Origin of the sequence: Snodgrassella sp. B3800, assembly GCF_026535865.1 — a bacterium.
In the GTDB taxonomy this organism is placed as follows: domain Bacteria; phylum Pseudomonadota; class Gammaproteobacteria; order Burkholderiales; family Neisseriaceae; genus Snodgrassella; species Snodgrassella alvi_E.
The window spans coordinates 270,785-286,745 of the sequence record NZ_JAFNPH010000002.1; the positions used below are offsets into that span (position 1 = coordinate 270,785).

Below are 15,961 nucleotides of genomic sequence, written 5' to 3' on the forward strand. Positions count from 1 at the left end.
ACAGCACTAGCTATTCTAAGACTGAATAATCGGTCGGCATTCATACTTTATCCTGAATCAGACTGACCAATAACGCTGTTTCATTGTCCAGCTGAGCCTCATCCTGATTCAAAAACAAATATACCGGCGTAGCACGCCGTGCACCATATTTTAATGGTAAGACCTGTAATTCCCCACTGGCCAACTGCACCTGAATCCGATCTTCCGGCAGCCAGCCATAGCCTACACCCTGAGTTACAGCCTCAATAGCCGTTTCAATTGTGGTAAACGTCCAGTTTTCTGCTGCACTTACTTGCCGGTAGGGTAGCTGCTGCTGTTCGCGGCTAACAATCTCAATCAACGGATAGCGAACCAGCACATCCTGACCCAGTGGTGCCGGCAAAGTCAGCAGCGGATGCTCACGCTGCGCCACAGCTACAAAGTTCACCTCCAGCAATAACTTTCCCTGACGTATCATTTCTGCGCTCGGCGTGATGATGTAGACATCCGCCTGTTGCTGTTGAAGCACAGCACAGCTTTCACTTCGTAGCACTTCAGTCAGATGAATTTGGGTAGAGGGATAAACCTGTTGAAAACGGCGTAAAACTGTAAACAGACGCGTTTTAGGAAAAATACTGTCCACCACCAAATCTAGCCGTGCCCGCTCACCGCGTTGCAGCGCACGGGAACGGTTTTCCAGCTTCTCAAACCCCTGCAACAGAGGCAAGGCCTGTGCCAGTAGCTGCTGACCAGACGCTGTCAGCTCTGCCTTGCGGCCAACAATAGTCAGCAACGTTACACCCAGCCGTTCCTGCATTAACGTCAACTGGTAGCTCAGGGAAGACTGGCTACGGTTAAAGGCTTCCGCAGCACGGGCAAAACTGCCATAGCTCACCACAGCCTGTAAAAGCTGCCATTGTTCCAGTGTTGTTTTCATCGCGAATCAATCGAAATTTTAGAACATTTTATCTCAAAAATAACGTTATTCATCTGGTCCATACCTGTTTAAACTTCACTTATCCATTTAATCAAAATATCTTTTAATTGAAAGGAAAAAAATGTCTGTATTTGATAAAAACGATCTGAGCAATATTCTAGGAAAACATTTGGTTTACACCTATGATAATGGTTGGAACTACGAAATATACGTGAAAAATGCCACCACAATCGATTACCGCATTCACAGTGGCATAGTGGGCAATCGTTGGGTAAAAAGTCAAAAAGTCTATCTAGTACGGTTGGCTGAAAATGTATACAAAATCTCATGGACCGAACCAACCGGTACCGACGTCAGCCTGAGCGTCAACCTGGCCGACAAAATCTTCCACGGCACCATCTTTTTCCCACGTTGGGTAATCAACAATCCGGAAAAAACCGTTTGCTTCCAGAATGAGCATATTCCACAAATGGAAGCTTACCGAGAAGCTGGTCCGGCCTATCCTACGGAAGTAATTGATGAATTTGCCACCATTACCTTCATCCGTGATTGTGGTGAAAATGATGAAAGCATCATTAACTGTCCTGCCAGCGAACTGCCAGCCAATTTTCCGAATAATCTTTAATTAATATCTTCAGAAAAAAGGGCGGAAATTAAATTTTCCGCCCTTTTTTTTCATCCTCAAGCCAGTAACAACCATTCGCAGCAATACTTTTTTTAAATATTCAGAACATCTCCATCACACTGCACACTACTTTATTTTTGCTGGTAAAACATGCTTTCAAATATCGAACATATAGATTTAGAAGCTTCAGCACATAGCAGACCTAATTTTTATCAAATAGTATGTAAATCAGAATGAAATTGTACTAAGGCCGAGACAAAGCCTTGAAATTGAGAATGAAATTAAGCAATCCATATAACTATTTTCAAGCAACTAAAAATATTGATAAACCCGACCTATGTTAACAAATTAACAAAATCGAAATATAGTCAAATCATGATTTTTGCCAACGCAAAATCATGATTTAAGCCGGTCATATATTATTATTATGCTTTGTCCAAATGATTGAGAATATCCAAAGCCGGTGCTACATCAGTTTCTGCAACAAAAATATGATCATGATAATAGCCGGCCACAACATTACAGCTGATATTCTGCTGTGCCAGAGCGCGAGAAAAAGCGGCGGTAAGTCCTACAGCAGACAGAGATGAATGCACCTTCAAGGTAATCCAGCCGGCAACATAGTCATAGCTTAGCTGATGCTCATCAGCCACAGCCTGAGGCAGAATCAGCGTAGTTCCCTCACTTTCCTGCACAGTAGCCACAGCAGCAGACAGCAATTCAGCCACCGGCTGCTTTACGGTACAGAACACATATTTGCCCGCATTATGCTGCGGCGCTGCCGATTGGAGCAAAACATGCAAATTACTTTCACCAGACATAATCTTCCCCTGAGTCTAAATATAAAACAACTATCCTAACAGCATTCATATACCAACAAAAGCTTAGGCGTATATTTTTCTGGCTTTCCGACAACACTTCGCTATTTAAAACCAAATATCCGGAATGCACCTCTTTAGTAACAAACAAAATACAGCTAAGAGGCGAGTCGAATATGACTTATAAAAATTCCGTTAGCATAATAAAAAACAGATAAAAAAATGCGCACACGGTTAAGTGTGCGCCAAGTCTACAAAGGAGAAATAGAGGAGAAACTGTTAAACCAACTAGGAGCTGATTTAACGAAGCGAATTATGCCTCAACTACGCCTGCATAGCAAGTCATATTTTGTATTAATTCGACAAAATAAGGTTATTTTAATTAAAAATACCGCAAAATTCATTAACTGCATCTAACTTGTGCTGAAAAAATATCAAAAAAGACTTTATCTTACTATCACTTAGCTATACCAAGGTATTATCTGCCTGCCGGCACACCTGCTGTAGCCTGAATTTGCTCATTTTGCCAGCTTTCACGGATTTTCTGAGCCTTTGCAAAAAAAGCCGTGAGCTTCTGCGCATCACCATCTTGCAGGCATTGCTTCAAATATGCCAGCTCCTGCTGTTGTTTCTCAAGCAGACCAGCCAGCACCTGTCGGTTCGCCAAACAAATATCCGTCCATATCTGCGGATGACTGGCAGCAATTCGAGTGAAATCCCGAAAACCGCTACCAGCAAATTGTAACAGCTCATCCGCATTAGCTGCTTCCGCCAGCTGATGCACATAGGCATAAGCCAGCATATGCGGCAAATGGCTTACAGCAGCAAAAATCGCATCATGTCTGGCTGCATCCAGATGATAAATTTGCGCCTGCACCGCTTGCCACATTGCTTCCACAGCCTGCAAAGCCGTTTTATCCTGCTGCTCATGAGCACAGATAATACATTTTTTTGCAGCAAACAAGCCAAACTGTGCCGCCAGCGCCCCATGACGGTCGGAACCAGCAATCGGATGTGCCGCCACACAGCGCTCATAATGCTGTGGCAACTCAGCAGCAAAAGCCTGCAATGCCAGCTGCTTAGTACTGCCCACATCAGTGACAATACATCTATCTGGCAAAAATGGCGCAAGCTGGCGACAGATAATCGGCAAAGTATTAACTGGCGTAGCGATGAGTACCATATCGGCATCAGCCATACTTTCTGCATTAATGCATTCGTAGGCACAATCAATTACACGTCGCTCTAAAGCCCGCGTCAGATTGTCAGCATCAATATCAATGCCAACCACCTCTTCCACCCGTGCCGCCCGTTTTAAATCCAGTGCCAGCGAACCACCTATCAGCCCTACCCCAATCAGCACCAGCCTATGCATACTTATCTCAGCAATCATTCTATCCACAACATCATTACCGTGTCCGGCTTATCAGCTTTCATCATCAGAGTGGCCGTCCCCATGCATCCAGAAATTCCTGCCAGTGCGGCGCCTGCAATCCTTTCAGGTAAACCTTCAGACCACGGATTTCCTGTTCGTATTCATCGGCATTCAGAAAACCACGCAACAGATTAAAACGCAGATACATTAAATAAGTATTAGCGGCATCTGTCTCACAGTACTGCCGAATCTGGGTTAATTCTCCCTGCTGATATGCAGCCCAGACCTTACTACCATCCATCCCCAGCTTACCTGGAAAACCACACAGCTTAGCCATATCATCCAACGGAACACAGGCTCGCGCTTGATAGAGAGAAAGCAAATCCATCAAATCACAATGACGTGCATGATAGCGGCTGATATAGTTGTTCCATTTGAAATCTCGGCTGTCACCAAAATCCCCTTCCCCCATATCCCAGTAACGGGCGGCACTGATACCATAAATTAGCGCACGATAATGCAACACCGGTAAATCAAATCCACCACCATTCCAACTCACCAATTGCGGCGTATGTGTTTCAATCAACTCAAAAAAACGTGCAATCAGCGTTTCTTCACTATCTTCTGGCGTGCCAATACTACCAACATGAATTTTTTCTGCCCCCCAGCGCATACAGCATGAAATGGCTACTACCTGCTGCAAATGCAGCTGCATAAAATCATTACCGCCAGTTTTTGCCCTTCGCTGCTGCAAAGCAAACTCCACCACATCGGCATCACTTACTTCCGCCGGCAAATGATGAAGTACCCGGATACCGGCCACATCAGGCACGGTTTCAATATCGAAAGCCAAAATCGGATTCATGGCAATGGTTCACATTGATTAACGAAAGAGTATTGTGGCATGAAGCAAGAAGACGCGCCATACGTTTTAGCCTCAAAACAGTATTACAACACGGTCAGGATTGTTTTATACTCACAATCAGTCAGAACCAGTGAAAAATGCAGAAAACCCTAAACTCAGAATCATTTTTCTAGCAGCCAAACAGATTTACTTGCCGTATGATTTAAGCCTGTTTTAGCAACAAAATAGCAGCATTTTTCACGCTCATACTGACACATACTTCTCAGGCTGGGCATAATGGCCACAGATTATCAATAACCCCTTATTAACTCATTCTCAGACATTTATGATAAACAAAATCCGCTTATGGCAATGGCTTGTTCCTTTACTGGCCATACCTGTCCTCGCTTCTTGCGACGGTACTCCCGTTCATAATATAGACAAAACCGCCAGTGCCAAATCCGGTATCAGTGACTCAGCATCAGCCAATAAAGCTGCTGCAGTTGGTGCGGCAGTAGATGACGCAACCAATAAAAAAATTAGCGATAATCTGTCCAAAAACATGCAAAAAGCATTTAAAAGCTCAGAGTTAAACGTTCAGAGTATCTATACCACTCCATTTAAAGGTATATATGAAGTGGTAATCACCGGTAATCAGATTATCTATACTGATGAAAATGCCGATTACATCATGCTGGGTAATCTGATTGATCTCAAACACCATCAGAATCTGACGGAGCAACGTATGAGTGATTTATCAAAAATAGATTTTGACCAGTTACCACTGGATAAAGCAATCAAAGAAGTACGTGGCAACGGCACACGGGTAATGGCAGTATTCTCCGACCCAGATTGCCCTTTCTGTAAAAAACTGGAAGAAGAAATCGCCCAGATTGATAACCTCACAGTTTATACATTCCTCATGCCGGTACCCGATCTACATCCAGGCGCACAGAAAAAAGCAGTACAAATATGGTGTCAGAAAGAACGCACCACCGCCTGGACAGAATGGATGCGTCATGGCAAGGAACCAGCCAGCGTAGCCAATTGCAGCAACCCCGTAGAAGACACCATGAAATTAGGCAATAAATTTGGTTTTGATGGTACCCCCACCATGGTATTTCCGAACGGCAAAACCATTTCCGGCCTAATGCGTAAAAATGAACTGGAGCAGGAATTAATCAAAAATCAGAAATAAAAACTGGTCACACGCAAAAGCAGCCGTAAACGGCTGCTTTTTTATTCTGTTTTGAAAAAGTAGTATCCATTTATTCAGCAAAACAGTCTGAAAAGAGCAGTGAGCACACTCAGATCTTACTCTAATCAAAGCTAGCACATCATCTTGTCAAAACAAGCTATTATATCTATTATTAATTAAATTTAGCTTCTCTTTCAGCAACCATGTATAACATTGAGCGGGTTTACACCTATCAGCAACAACAGCCAGCTGTATTGATTGACCGCCTGTGGCCGCGTGGTATCAGCAAAACCAGAATGAACAATGTTTTATGGCTAAAAACCGTTGCACCTTCCAGCCAGCTGCGACAGTGGCTACATCAGCAGCCCGATACCCGCTATGGTGAATTTTGCTTACGCTACCAGCAGGAACTGAAGCAGCCACAACAGCAACAAGACTTGCAGAAGCTACAACAACTGCATAAGCAGCACCAGCAATTATGGCTGCTAACCGCTGTTAAAGATATTACCCACAGCCATGTACCAATATTACTGGCACAATTACAGAATAGAGACAGTTAGAAAACAGTAAAAAGCTGTCTGATATATGGACACCGCCATTGATCCAAGATTGTCGTGAGATTTCAAAAGAAATTCACTGGGCGGCAACAGTAATTTCACACACAGGCTTTGGGATTCCAGATGGTTTTCAGTTCGTCATGCTGAGCAGATTCAAACATGAGTAAACAGACTCAAAAATCTGAAAGAAGACCATAAAAATATTGTGTTAGTAAATGAAGATCAATAATTTAGAATAAATCCCATTAAGAAAATATTTACTGGGATTTTATAAGAAAAAATAAAATTTTTTACATCAATAAAATATTGAGCAAATTGAATAAAGAAATAAGAAAAAAGAATTTTGTTAATACCTCATAAGATATGGGGTTGATTCCAAATAGTTTCTTGGATTTGAAGTATGTTTATAAAAAATTCTTGTTAAAACTAATCTTGAAATGCGAAATTTATTACGGCGTAGTTGCTGTAGATTATGTCATTGCCTTAATACAAATACTCCTTTGCCATTTTATTATTATATTCATGGGCTTATTGATTATATATCAATAGGCATAATCAAGGTATAGACTCTTAAGATGCAGCCAATTCTTTTTTTCATTTGATTAAAGAAAAGTTAGAAAAAAACCTAATTTTTTAATATCAAACAAAGATAAAGTTTTAATGACAATTAATTTCTAATGGATAATCAATCTTCATTTTGTATAGATGTATAAAATGACAAGTCGAATTTGCATCAAAATACAGTTATATCTATGAAAAACTGGAAAAAATGCAATCTGAACCGCTTAACTGTGGTACCTTTTCCCAGTGACAGATCAGATATTATTATTGACATATTCGGGAAATCAGTTCATGTGAAACATAAATAACCTATGTCTGAAACAAATACCCGGCCGAAAATTACTTTCTGACCGGGTATTAAATTAATATTCTTATATTAAGTTCCGTCGCTCAGGCTGCATTAGCACTAGGCTGTGAACGTAACAGTTGAATCAGGCGCACAATACGTTCTTTCATTTCTCGCCGGTCGACAATCTGGTCAATGGCACCCTTATCCAGCAGAAACTCTGCCCGCTGGAATCCCTCCGGTAAAGTCTCACGCACTGTCTGTTCAATCACACGCGGACCGGCAAAGCCAATCAGTGCATTCGGTTCCGCCAGTACCACATCACCGATAAAGGCAAAGCTCGCAGAAACACCACCCATAGTAGGATTGGTCAATACCGAAATAAACGGCAGCGATTTATCCGTCAGCAGATGCAGAGAAGCACAGGTTTTGGCCATCTGCATTAGCGAATTCAAGCCTTCTTGCATCCGTGCCCCGCCAGAAGCAGCCACACAGATAAAAGTACAGTTATGTTTTACCGCTTCACGCACACCACGCACAAAACGTTCACCCACAACTGAGCCCATAGACCCGCCGATGAAATTGAATTCAAAAGCAGCTATTACAACCGGTACGCCATTCATAGTGCCACGCTTCACCACCAGCGCATCATCCTCTTGCGTCAGTTTGCGAGCAGTACTCAGACGGTCTGTATATTTTTTGCTGTCTCGGAACTTAAGAATATCAATCGGTTTAATATCAGCACCAATTTCATACTGTTTACCTTCATCCAGCATCAAGTGAATACGCTCACGCGCTGAAACCGGATTATGGTAGCCGCACTTTGGGCACACTTCCATGTTTTTCTTCAAATCCGTGGCATACAAAGTCGCCGCACAAGACGGACATTTTTGCCATAAACCTTCAGGAATACCGCCGGATTTGGCCACAGGATCTTTTTTAATCTTGGGTGGCAGGATTTTATCTAACCAACTCATACTTTCATTCCTGGTTATTACCGTCCGCATACTTCTCACGGGCGGCAGAATTAGGATTGCACGCAGATTATTCCAGCGCCTGTCTCAGCTCGGCCACTACCGGTGCGAGCGCCTCAGCTTCATGGCCTGCATGCTCAGCAATCGTCTGTACAAAGCGGCTGCCCACAATCACTGCATCAGCTACTGCACCGATACGGCGGGCACTGTCAGCATCGCGGATACCGAAACCCACACCAACAGGCACCTTAATAAACTGGCGTAAATGATCAATTTTACGCGAAACTTCAGTTGTATCCAACTGTGATGAACCAGTCACACCTTTTAGTGACACATAATAAACAAAACCACTGGCCTTACTGCCAATCAGTTTAATCCGTTCATCAGTTGTAGTCGGGGCAATCAGAAAAATACAATCCAGTCCGTGTAATTTCAGCTGTTCATGCAAATCATCAATTGCCTCTGCCGGACAATCTACAGTCAACACACCATCTACACCAGCCTGAGCAGCCGCACGGGCAAACGATGCATAGCCTATATGAAAGACTGGATTCAGGTAGCCCATTAATACCACCGGTGTAGTCTGATTATCCTGTCTGAACCGTGCCACCACTGCCAATACATCTGTCAGTGACACATGCTGACGCAAAGCCCGTTCTGATGCGGCTTGAATAACCGGCCCATCTGCCATCGGGTCGGAGAAAGGTACGCCTAGCTCAATAATATCCGTACCATTGGCAACCAGCGTCTGCATTAGCTTTACTGTAGCAACCGGATCAGGATCGCCACAGGTAATATACGATACCAGAGCAGTACGACCATGCAACTGCTCAAACGTCTGTTGAATTCTACTCATTTTTCTTATCTACCCTTTTCGGAGTGTGCCAATGCTGCTGTGACACCAGACGGACATCTATTCTAGCTGCCTCTAGCAACAGCGGGATTCCTGCTAGACTGCAATACCCGCTGTACAGATAATCTCAACTTAATCATAGCATGCACCACGGCACATCCTTTAATTTTTCATCGACTGCACTGGTGCCGGCACGCGACCGCCGCGATTGATAAACACCTCGCAGGAACCGGATTTTACCGGCATCACCGGCGCCCGTCCCAGCAGACCTCCAAACTCTACGTAATCACCAACATCTTTACCGCTAACAGGAATCACCCGCACTGCCGTGGTTTTACTATTAATTAGTCCGATTGCCGCTTCATCAGCAATAATACCGGCAAGCGTACTCGCCGGTGTATCGCCCGGTACCGCAATCATATCCAGACCTACCGAACACACTGCGGTCATCGCTTCCAGCTTATCCAGTGTCAATACACCTGCTTCTACAGCGGCTATCATACCTTCATCTTCCGATACCGGTATAAATGCACCACTCAGACCGCCTACAGCACTAGATGCCATCATACCGCCTTTTTTCACGGCATCATTAAGTAAGGCCAGTGCGGCTGTGGTACCGTGGGTACCGCATACACTCAACCCCATTGCTTCCAAAATGCGTGCCACACTATCACCCACTGCCGGAGTAGGCGCCAGTGATAAATCCAGAATACCAAATGGAATACCGAGCATTTTGCTGGCTTCGTGCCCAATTAACTCACCTACGCGAGTAATTTTAAACGCAGTTTTCTTCACCAGCTCGGCCACTTCGGTCAGAGAAAGTCCCTGCGTATTCTGTAATGCCGCACAAACCACACCCGGTCCGGACACGCCCACATTAATCACGCAATCCGCCTCGCCGGCACCATGAAAAGCACCGGCCATAAATGGGTTATCCTCCACAGCATTACAAAACACAACGAGTTTGGCACAGCCAAAGCCCTCTGGCGTGATTTCAGCAGTCTGACGGATGGTTTCGCCCATTAACCTAACGGCATCCATATTAATACCGGCACGTGTAGAACCGATATTTACCGAGCTACACACCACATCAGTACAGGCCATTGCCTTAGGAATAGAACGAATCAATACCTCATCGGCCGGACTCATACCCTTATGTACCAGAGCGGAAAAACCACCAATAAATGAAATACCAATGGCTTTGGCAGCCTTATCCAGCGTCTGCGCAATTGATACATAGGAATCCGCACCAGTGGCAGCACCAATCTGTGCAATCGGTGTGACCGCAATGCGTTGATTTACAATAGGCACACCATATTTGGCAGAAAGTTCTGTTGCCGTCTGCACCAAATTTTTTCCCACCCGCGTAATCTTGTTAAAAATCTTTTCATTGAGGCGGTTAATATCTGTATCAATACAATCATGCAGATCAATACCAATGGTAATGGTACGCACATCAAAATGCTGGTCAGAGACCATACGCACCGTTTCCAGAATTTCATTATTCTGAATAGAAAACGACATAGACAACTCCTAAATCCGATGCATAGCATTAAACAGAGCTTCGTCCTGCACACGGATATGCAAACCCCGCTTTTCACCTTCACTGTCCAGAAATTCACTGAACTGCAAACGCGGCATTGTGCATCGCTCCGTATCCAGCAGAATAATCATAGTGAAATAATCATCCATAAGCTGCTGGCTAATATTCATAATGCTTACCTGATGTTCTGCCAGCAAAGTGGCAACTTCAGCAACAATACCAATACGGTCCTTACCAATTACTGTCATCACAGCATGACTAGACATACTCAATCCTATTCACAATAACGATTTCAAATCAGAAGAGCGCAAACAGCCTTAAGACATTTGCTCACATTTAAACAAAAGCGCACACAGCAGAATTAAAAAAGCAATTCCGCTCCCAAGCATTGCCACTCCATTCCAGCCGACATGTGCATAAGCCATAGCGGAAGCCAGCGAACCAAGTACACCGCCGATAAAATACATACTCATATAGCCCGATGCAATACGGCCTTTCAGCGCCGGATCAGAACGATAAATTAACGACTGATTGCAGATATGCAAAGCCTGAATAGCAAAATCCAGCAGTATTACCCCGCCAATCAGCGCCCACAGATAGTGGCCACCGGCATACAGCAGTACCCAGCTGAAGAGAAACAGCAGCGCACACACCACAGTCATTGCATAACTGCGGCCTTTATCAGCTGCCCAGCCTCCGACATTGGAACCGAATATACCCAGCGCACCAAACAGTCCGAACAAACCAATCGTACTTAAACTGAAATGATACGGAGCGTTACTGAGCAACAGCGTCAGCGGCGTCCACAACACAGAAAATAGACAAAAATCCAGCGCCCCCAGCACACCACGCTGACGCAATAACGGCGTACGCCACAACAAAGACCACACCGATACTAGTGTCTGCCAATAGCCAAAAGATCGGCTGCGCTCACGGTGTACATGCGGTAACTTCCATTGCAAAGTCAGCGTCATCAACATCAGCATGACCGCGCCCAATACATACACCATGCGCCAGCCCCACCAATGAGCCACCAAACCGGAAAAAGTGCGCGACAGCAGAATCCCCAGCAACAAACCGCTCATCAACGTACCAATTACACGCCCGCGCTGCTCAGGATCAGTTAGGCTGGCTGCTAGCGGCATCAGTATCTGCGCAACCGTACAAAAAGCACCCACCAGCAACAGTCCGGCTACAAATAAATATATATTCGGCGCCAGTGCAATGAGTAGTGCACTAATACTGACTACACCGTACAGAGAAACTATTAGTTTTTTGTTATCCAGCAAATCACCCAAAGGCACCAGAAACATCAGACCCAGCGCATAGGCCAACTGTGTGAGTGTAATCAGCATTCCGCTACTGTCCACATCCAGCCCAAAATAGCGAGCCATGACCTCAATCAGCGGAAAAACAAAATAATTACTAGCTACCGCCAGACCGATGGCCAACGCCATCACAAAAATCTGTACAGAAGACAGCCTGATACGATTATTCATACACCACAAACAATATTCAAATAATTACAGCACAGTGGCCTGCATAATCACAGGCTGATACCATCCAAACGGGCAACCGTATTGATATCCTTATCACCGCGGCCGGAAAGATTCACCAGAATCACTTCATCCGGACTCATTTTCGGTGCATTGGCCACAGCCCATGCCAGAGCGTGGCTAGATTCCAGCGCTGGTATGATTCCCTCTTGGTGACAGAGCAGATGGAACGCTTCCATCGCTGCCTCGTCACCCATAGCTTCATACTGAACACGACCAATATCATGCAGCAAGCTGTGTTCAGGACCGATTCCTGGATAATCCAGACCGGCAGAAACTGAATGCGTGGAAACCACCTGCCCGTTTTCATCCTGCATCAAATAACTGCGGAAACCGTGTAAAACCCCTACCGGACTATGTGAGCTGATGGGCGCAGCATGCTGATGTCCAGTCAGACCCAGACCACCGGCCTCTACTCCCACCAGACGCGTTTCAGGGACATTAATATAAGGATAAAATAGCCCGATCGCATTCGAACCACCACCAACACAGGCTACAGCTACATCCGGCTGTCGCCCGATTGCCTCTTGCATCTGCTGCTTGGCCTCATTGCCAATCACGCACTGAAAATCGCGTACCATTTCTGGGTAGGGCATCGGACCGGCAGAAGTACCAATAATATAATAAGTATCATCTACCCGTGCCACCCACTCACGTAAAGCCTCATTCATGGCATCTTTCAGCGTGCATGAACCTGAATCCACACCTACCACCTTTGCACCTAAAAGTTTCATCCGGTACACATTCGGTGCCTGACGCTGAATATCCTCTGTGCCCATAAACACTGTGCATTCCATGCCGAATCGTGCTGCCACTGTCGCTGACGCCACGCCATGCTGGCCAGCGCCGGTTTCGGCAATCACTCGCTTTTTACCCATGCGCTGTGCCAGTAAAGCCTGACCAATCGTATTGTTGATTTTGTGCGCACCGGTATGATTCAGGTCTTCCCGCTTCAAATAAATCTGTGCCCCACCCAGATGGGCAGTTAGGCGGCGGGCATAGTACACAGGACTAGGTCGTCCCACATAATATTTCAAATCTTCATGGTATTGTGCCCAGAACGCCGGATCAGCCTTCGCTGCATAATAAGCCTGTTTTAACTCAGTTAGAGCCGTAATCAGTGTCTCTGATACAAACAGCCCGCCATGCTCACCATAAAATCCCTGTTCATCCGGATAATGATAATTTTCCATATTTTTTTCCATTGAGCGACTAAATACCTAGAGAATAAAACTATTCGGCCATATTAACATTTTTTAAATACATTATCCTGTAAACCGTCTAACCTACAGAATAATTGCACTCAAAACTTTGCTTTCATCTGTCTATGTCGCAATTTCGGGTATAAAAAAAACAAACATAAATAATTACCAAAATGACGCCGATGCAGACTTGTGTTCTGAATAACCTGTTTCGCAGTATCAGAAAAAAACGTCATATAAGAATGTTCGTTTATTCAATTATGATGAATAATGAAAAACCATCGTTAGATAAATTGATTGTAGCGACACGATAAAATCATATTTTTAGTAAATTACTTTTCGTATCTAGACATCAGAACCACTTTGAAAATCTTGTACCATACCATTCACACATAACAACGAGCTTATTACATTGAAATTTTCCATCAAAATCTGAAATAAAACACAATACTCAGACAGACAGGTAAATATCGTTCTATTAAAAGAAAACATTCGTTTTATTTTAGTCTGATAGAAAAATTCAGCTTTAAAGCATCATCCATTTCAGCTAATTTAACCGAAACTCCTTAATACCATCGCTAGTAAAAGTCAAAATCAGCACAGATTTGGAAATCTTTAAAGCCCAAAATAAAAATTCCACGTTCGCAAAATTTATTTAAATAACTAATTGTTTTATAAAAATAATATTATCATACCGTACAAACAAAGGTATTATTAGCACCTAGAATCAACACTCCAAGTAGAAAAAGTACTAATTGCAGACATCAGATCCTGCATCTTTTGCTTATCCTTGACACCGGGTGACTGCTCCACACCACTGCACACATCAATGGCCAGTGCATTACTTTGTCTGATTGCAGAGACAATATTTTCCGGTTTCAAACCACCGGAAAGCACCCATGGCCGTACCAACGTAGACGGCAAAATTTGCCAATCAAAACTCTGCCCAGTACCGCCATATTGTCCACTGACCGCAGCATCAAACAATAAAGCACGTGCGTCCGTATACACAGCAGCAGCCGTTTCAATATCAGCCCTGTTTTGTACCCGTACAGCCTTAATATATGGACGCTGGAATTGGCGACAGAATTCCGCATTTTCATCACCATGAAACTGGAGCACATCCAGCGACACCTTCGCCAGTACATCCTCTATCTCAGCAGCCCGTGCATTCACAAACAGCCCAACCACCGTAACAAAAGGTGCTATTGCACGCACTATCGTCTGAGCCTGCGCAATCGTGACACAGCGCTTACTGCCAGCAAAAAATATCAACCCAATGGCATCTACCCCTAATTGTGCAGCAAACTGTGCATCTTCAACCCGCGTCATGCCACAAATCTTCGTACGAATATTCATATTTCACCTTTTTTAACTGCCAGCTAGTGCTCACCTAAACTAATCAAGATCCGGCCACAGCCATAGCGGCAATGGCTGCGTATCCACATCCCATTGAGCGGGATAATCAACACCGGTAAGGTACAGCCCGTCCGGCATAAATGTTGGCGGAGCCAGTTGCCGGCTTTTTGCCGCCAGCAATTGTGCAAATCCAGACACACTTAGCTTACCCGCTCCCACATACACCAGCGCACCTACAATATTACGCACCATATTATGGACAAATGCACTGCCATGGAAATCTATTGCCATCAATTCAGGACTACCACTGAGTCTCAGTGCATACAAAGTTTTTACTGGTGATTTAGCCTGACAGTCACTGGAGCGAAAGCTGGAAAAATCGTGTTCACCAACCAGCAATGCAGCTGCTTCACGCATCAATTCCATATTGAGAGGATAATGAGTCCAGCCGACGCGGCCACGCAGCTGCGGCATTCGGACACGACTGGATTCAAGCATATAACGGTAACGCCGTCCGCAAGCATCAAACCGTGCATGAAATTCAGCAGCAACCATCTGGGCTTTAAGAATCCGGATATTCTTATCCATTGCCGTATTGCTTCCACGCAGCCATGCCTCTGCACTTCGTCTGGCATGCGTGTCGAAGTGTACAATCTGACCGGTAGCATGCACACCGGCATCAGTGCGCCCTGCCACCACCACCTCTATTTCTTCCGCCGCTACAGAGCTTATTGCTTTTTCCAACACCGACTGAATGGTATATAGTCCGTCTGGCTGTTTCTGCCAGCCATGGAAAGCCGTACCATCATAAGCAATTGTTAATGCCCAGCGCTGCTTATAGCCAATATCATCCTGCATATTTTCTGGACGCTTTCCCACAATACCTACCATTACTTTTCCAAATCCACACTAATACACACTGTTATATGGCATTATTATCGCATAGCCATCATTTGCGTTCATATTTATAACGAGTAGCTTACCAAATAAACAGGTAAGACAAACAATTTAGCGGCCGGCACACTCATCCAAATCATTAGACAGATGCTGATTGATGATAGTATCCGTTTTTGTTACCAGACTTAGCAAAAAGCTGTTTACAGACAATAGCAGTTGGATAACATACCAAAGATTTTGCAAATACATTTTTCAACACCTGCCGCATATAATCTATCTAAATACAGCATTTTTACTACTTCCAAAATATCGTCATATAAATCAAATCTAGATACAAACTCGAAATAAAAAGACTGAATCCTGATACAGGATTCAGTCTTTACCAAATATGAACTGC

At 44.3% G+C, this 15,961-nt stretch carries 16 protein-coding genes; 3 read left to right on the forward strand and 13 right to left on the reverse strand.

The annotated features are described in order from the left end of the window. Positions 1-40 precede the first annotated feature (40 nt). Positions 41-916 carry a LysR family transcriptional regulator gene (locus tag J3U64_RS05305; protein ID WP_267408542.1) on the reverse strand — a complete coding sequence of 292 codons (876 nt, stop codon included), beginning with the start codon at positions 914-916 and terminating at the stop codon, positions 41-43. Positions 917-1,037: 121 nt separating this feature from the next. Between J3U64_RS05305 and J3U64_RS05310 the strand changes: the two genes are divergently transcribed. After that, positions 1,038-1,541: a phenolic acid decarboxylase gene (locus J3U64_RS05310; RefSeq protein WP_267408543.1), complete on the forward strand. Its 504-nt coding sequence runs from the start codon at positions 1,038-1,040 to the stop codon at positions 1,539-1,541. Positions 1,542-1,966: 425 nt separating this feature from the next. Here the strand turns inward: J3U64_RS05310 and J3U64_RS05315 are convergent, their stop codons facing one another. The 3 genes from J3U64_RS05315 to J3U64_RS05325 all read right to left on the reverse strand — a co-directional run bounded on the left by J3U64_RS05315 (position 1,967) and on the right by J3U64_RS05325 (position 4,599). Continuing rightward, positions 1,967-2,362, reverse strand: coding sequence for an ACT domain-containing protein (locus tag J3U64_RS05315; RefSeq protein WP_267392138.1), 396 nt, complete (start codon positions 2,360-2,362; stop codon positions 1,967-1,969). A 475-nt stretch (positions 2,363-2,837) separates the two neighbouring features. After that, positions 2,838-3,734: a prephenate dehydrogenase gene (locus J3U64_RS05320; RefSeq protein WP_267408545.1), complete on the reverse strand. Its 897-nt coding sequence runs from the start codon at positions 3,732-3,734 to the stop codon at positions 2,838-2,840. A 64-nt stretch (positions 3,735-3,798) separates the two neighbouring features. Beyond that, positions 3,799-4,599 carry a 3'-5' exonuclease gene (locus J3U64_RS05325; RefSeq protein ID WP_100157322.1) on the reverse strand — a complete coding sequence of 267 codons (801 nt, stop codon included), beginning with the start codon at positions 4,597-4,599 and terminating at the stop codon, positions 3,799-3,801. A gap of 325 nt (positions 4,600-4,924) precedes the next feature. Here J3U64_RS05325 and J3U64_RS05330 point away from each other — a divergent pair, with 325 nt between their 5' ends. Beyond that, positions 4,925-5,776 carry a DsbC family protein gene (locus J3U64_RS05330; RefSeq protein ID WP_267408546.1) on the forward strand — a complete coding sequence of 284 codons (852 nt, stop codon included), beginning with the start codon at positions 4,925-4,927 and terminating at the stop codon, positions 5,774-5,776. Between the two features lie 203 nt (positions 5,777-5,979). After that, positions 5,980-6,336: a DUF488 domain-containing protein gene (locus J3U64_RS05335; protein ID WP_267408547.1), complete on the forward strand. Its 357-nt coding sequence runs from the start codon at positions 5,980-5,982 to the stop codon at positions 6,334-6,336. A 948-nt stretch (positions 6,337-7,284) separates the two neighbouring features. Here J3U64_RS05335 and accD read toward each other — a convergent pair. The 9 genes from accD to J3U64_RS05380 form a co-directional block, all read right to left on the reverse strand. Then, positions 7,285-8,157 carry an acetyl-CoA carboxylase, carboxyltransferase subunit beta gene (gene accD, locus J3U64_RS05340; RefSeq protein ID WP_267392133.1) on the reverse strand — a complete coding sequence of 291 codons (873 nt, stop codon included), beginning with the start codon at positions 8,155-8,157 and terminating at the stop codon, positions 7,285-7,287. A 67-nt stretch (positions 8,158-8,224) separates the two neighbouring features. After that, complete coding sequence (trpA, locus tag J3U64_RS05345) at positions 8,225-9,010, reverse strand: tryptophan synthase subunit alpha (RefSeq protein WP_267392132.1); 786 nt, start codon at positions 9,008-9,010, stop codon at positions 8,225-8,227. Positions 9,011-9,169: 159 nt separating this feature from the next. Continuing rightward, positions 9,170-10,531 (reverse strand): PFL family protein, encoded by a 1,362-nt coding sequence (locus tag J3U64_RS05350; protein WP_100140492.1) that lies wholly within the window; start codon positions 10,529-10,531, stop codon positions 9,170-9,172. Positions 10,532-10,540: 9 nt separating this feature from the next. Continuing rightward, a complete protein-coding gene (locus J3U64_RS05355; RefSeq protein WP_100140493.1) occupies positions 10,541-10,816 on the reverse strand; it encodes an ACT domain-containing protein in 276 nt (91 codons plus the stop codon). Positions 10,817-10,867: 51 nt separating this feature from the next. Continuing rightward, the gene (locus tag J3U64_RS05360; RefSeq protein ID WP_267408548.1) at positions 10,868-12,049 is read right to left on the reverse strand and encodes an MFS transporter; all 1,182 of its coding nucleotides are present in this window, start codon (positions 12,047-12,049) and stop codon (positions 10,868-10,870) included. A 47-nt stretch (positions 12,050-12,096) separates the two neighbouring features. Beyond that, entirely contained in the window at positions 12,097-13,299 is a 1,203-nt protein-coding gene (gene trpB, locus J3U64_RS05365; protein WP_100157328.1) for a tryptophan synthase subunit beta, read from the reverse strand. A gap of 723 nt (positions 13,300-14,022) precedes the next feature. Next, on the reverse strand, positions 14,023-14,667 hold the full coding sequence (locus J3U64_RS05370; protein ID WP_267408549.1) for a phosphoribosylanthranilate isomerase: 645 nt from the start codon (positions 14,665-14,667) through the stop codon (positions 14,023-14,025). A gap of 39 nt (positions 14,668-14,706) precedes the next feature. Continuing rightward, positions 14,707-15,558, reverse strand: a complete 852-nt coding sequence (gene truA / locus J3U64_RS05375) for a tRNA pseudouridine(38-40) synthase TruA (protein ID WP_267408550.1) — start codon at positions 15,556-15,558, stop codon at positions 14,707-14,709. A gap of 117 nt (positions 15,559-15,675) precedes the next feature. After that, positions 15,676-15,813, reverse strand: coding sequence for a hypothetical protein (locus J3U64_RS05380; RefSeq protein ID WP_267392128.1), 138 nt, complete (start codon positions 15,811-15,813; stop codon positions 15,676-15,678). Positions 15,814-15,961: the final 148 nt, after the last annotated feature.

Bases quoted from the DNA above. Each gene is read 5' to 3' on its own strand.
- J3U64_RS05305 (WP_267408542.1), bottom strand. From the start codon at position 916: ATGAAAACAACACTGGAACAATGGCAGCTTTTACAGGCTGTGGTGAGC.
- J3U64_RS05310 (WP_267408543.1), top strand. From the start codon at position 1,038: ATGTCTGTATTTGATAAAAACGATCTGAGCAATATTCTAGGAAAACAT.
- J3U64_RS05315 (WP_267392138.1), bottom strand. From the start codon at position 2,362: ATGTCTGGTGAAAGTAATTTGCATGTTTTGCTCCAATCGGCAGCGCCG.
- J3U64_RS05320 (WP_267408545.1), bottom strand. From the start codon at position 3,734: ATGCATAGGCTGGTGCTGATTGGGGTAGGGCTGATAGGTGGTTCGCTG.
- J3U64_RS05325 (WP_100157322.1), bottom strand. From the start codon at position 4,599: ATGAATCCGATTTTGGCTTTCGATATTGAAACCGTGCCTGATGTGGCC.
- J3U64_RS05330 (WP_267408546.1), top strand. From the start codon at position 4,925: ATGATAAACAAAATCCGCTTATGGCAATGGCTTGTTCCTTTACTGGCC.
- J3U64_RS05335 (WP_267408547.1), top strand. From the start codon at position 5,980: ATGTATAACATTGAGCGGGTTTACACCTATCAGCAACAACAGCCAGCT.
- accD (WP_267392133.1), bottom strand. From the start codon at position 8,157: ATGAGTTGGTTAGATAAAATCCTGCCACCCAAGATTAAAAAAGATCCT.
- trpA (WP_267392132.1), bottom strand. From the start codon at position 9,010: ATGAGTAGAATTCAACAGACGTTTGAGCAGTTGCATGGTCGTACTGCT.
- J3U64_RS05350 (WP_100140492.1), bottom strand. From the start codon at position 10,531: ATGTCGTTTTCTATTCAGAATAATGAAATTCTGGAAACGGTGCGTATG.
- J3U64_RS05355 (WP_100140493.1), bottom strand. From the start codon at position 10,816: ATGTCTAGTCATGCTGTGATGACAGTAATTGGTAAGGACCGTATTGGT.
- J3U64_RS05360 (WP_267408548.1), bottom strand. From the start codon at position 12,049: ATGAATAATCGTATCAGGCTGTCTTCTGTACAGATTTTTGTGATGGCG.
- trpB (WP_100157328.1), bottom strand. From the start codon at position 13,299: ATGGAAAATTATCATTATCCGGATGAACAGGGATTTTATGGTGAGCAT.
- J3U64_RS05370 (WP_267408549.1), bottom strand. From the start codon at position 14,667: ATGAATATTCGTACGAAGATTTGTGGCATGACGCGGGTTGAAGATGCA.
- truA (WP_267408550.1), bottom strand. From the start codon at position 15,558: ATGGTAGGTATTGTGGGAAAGCGTCCAGAAAATATGCAGGATGATATT.
- J3U64_RS05380 (WP_267392128.1), bottom strand. From the start codon at position 15,813: ATGTATTTGCAAAATCTTTGGTATGTTATCCAACTGCTATTGTCTGTA.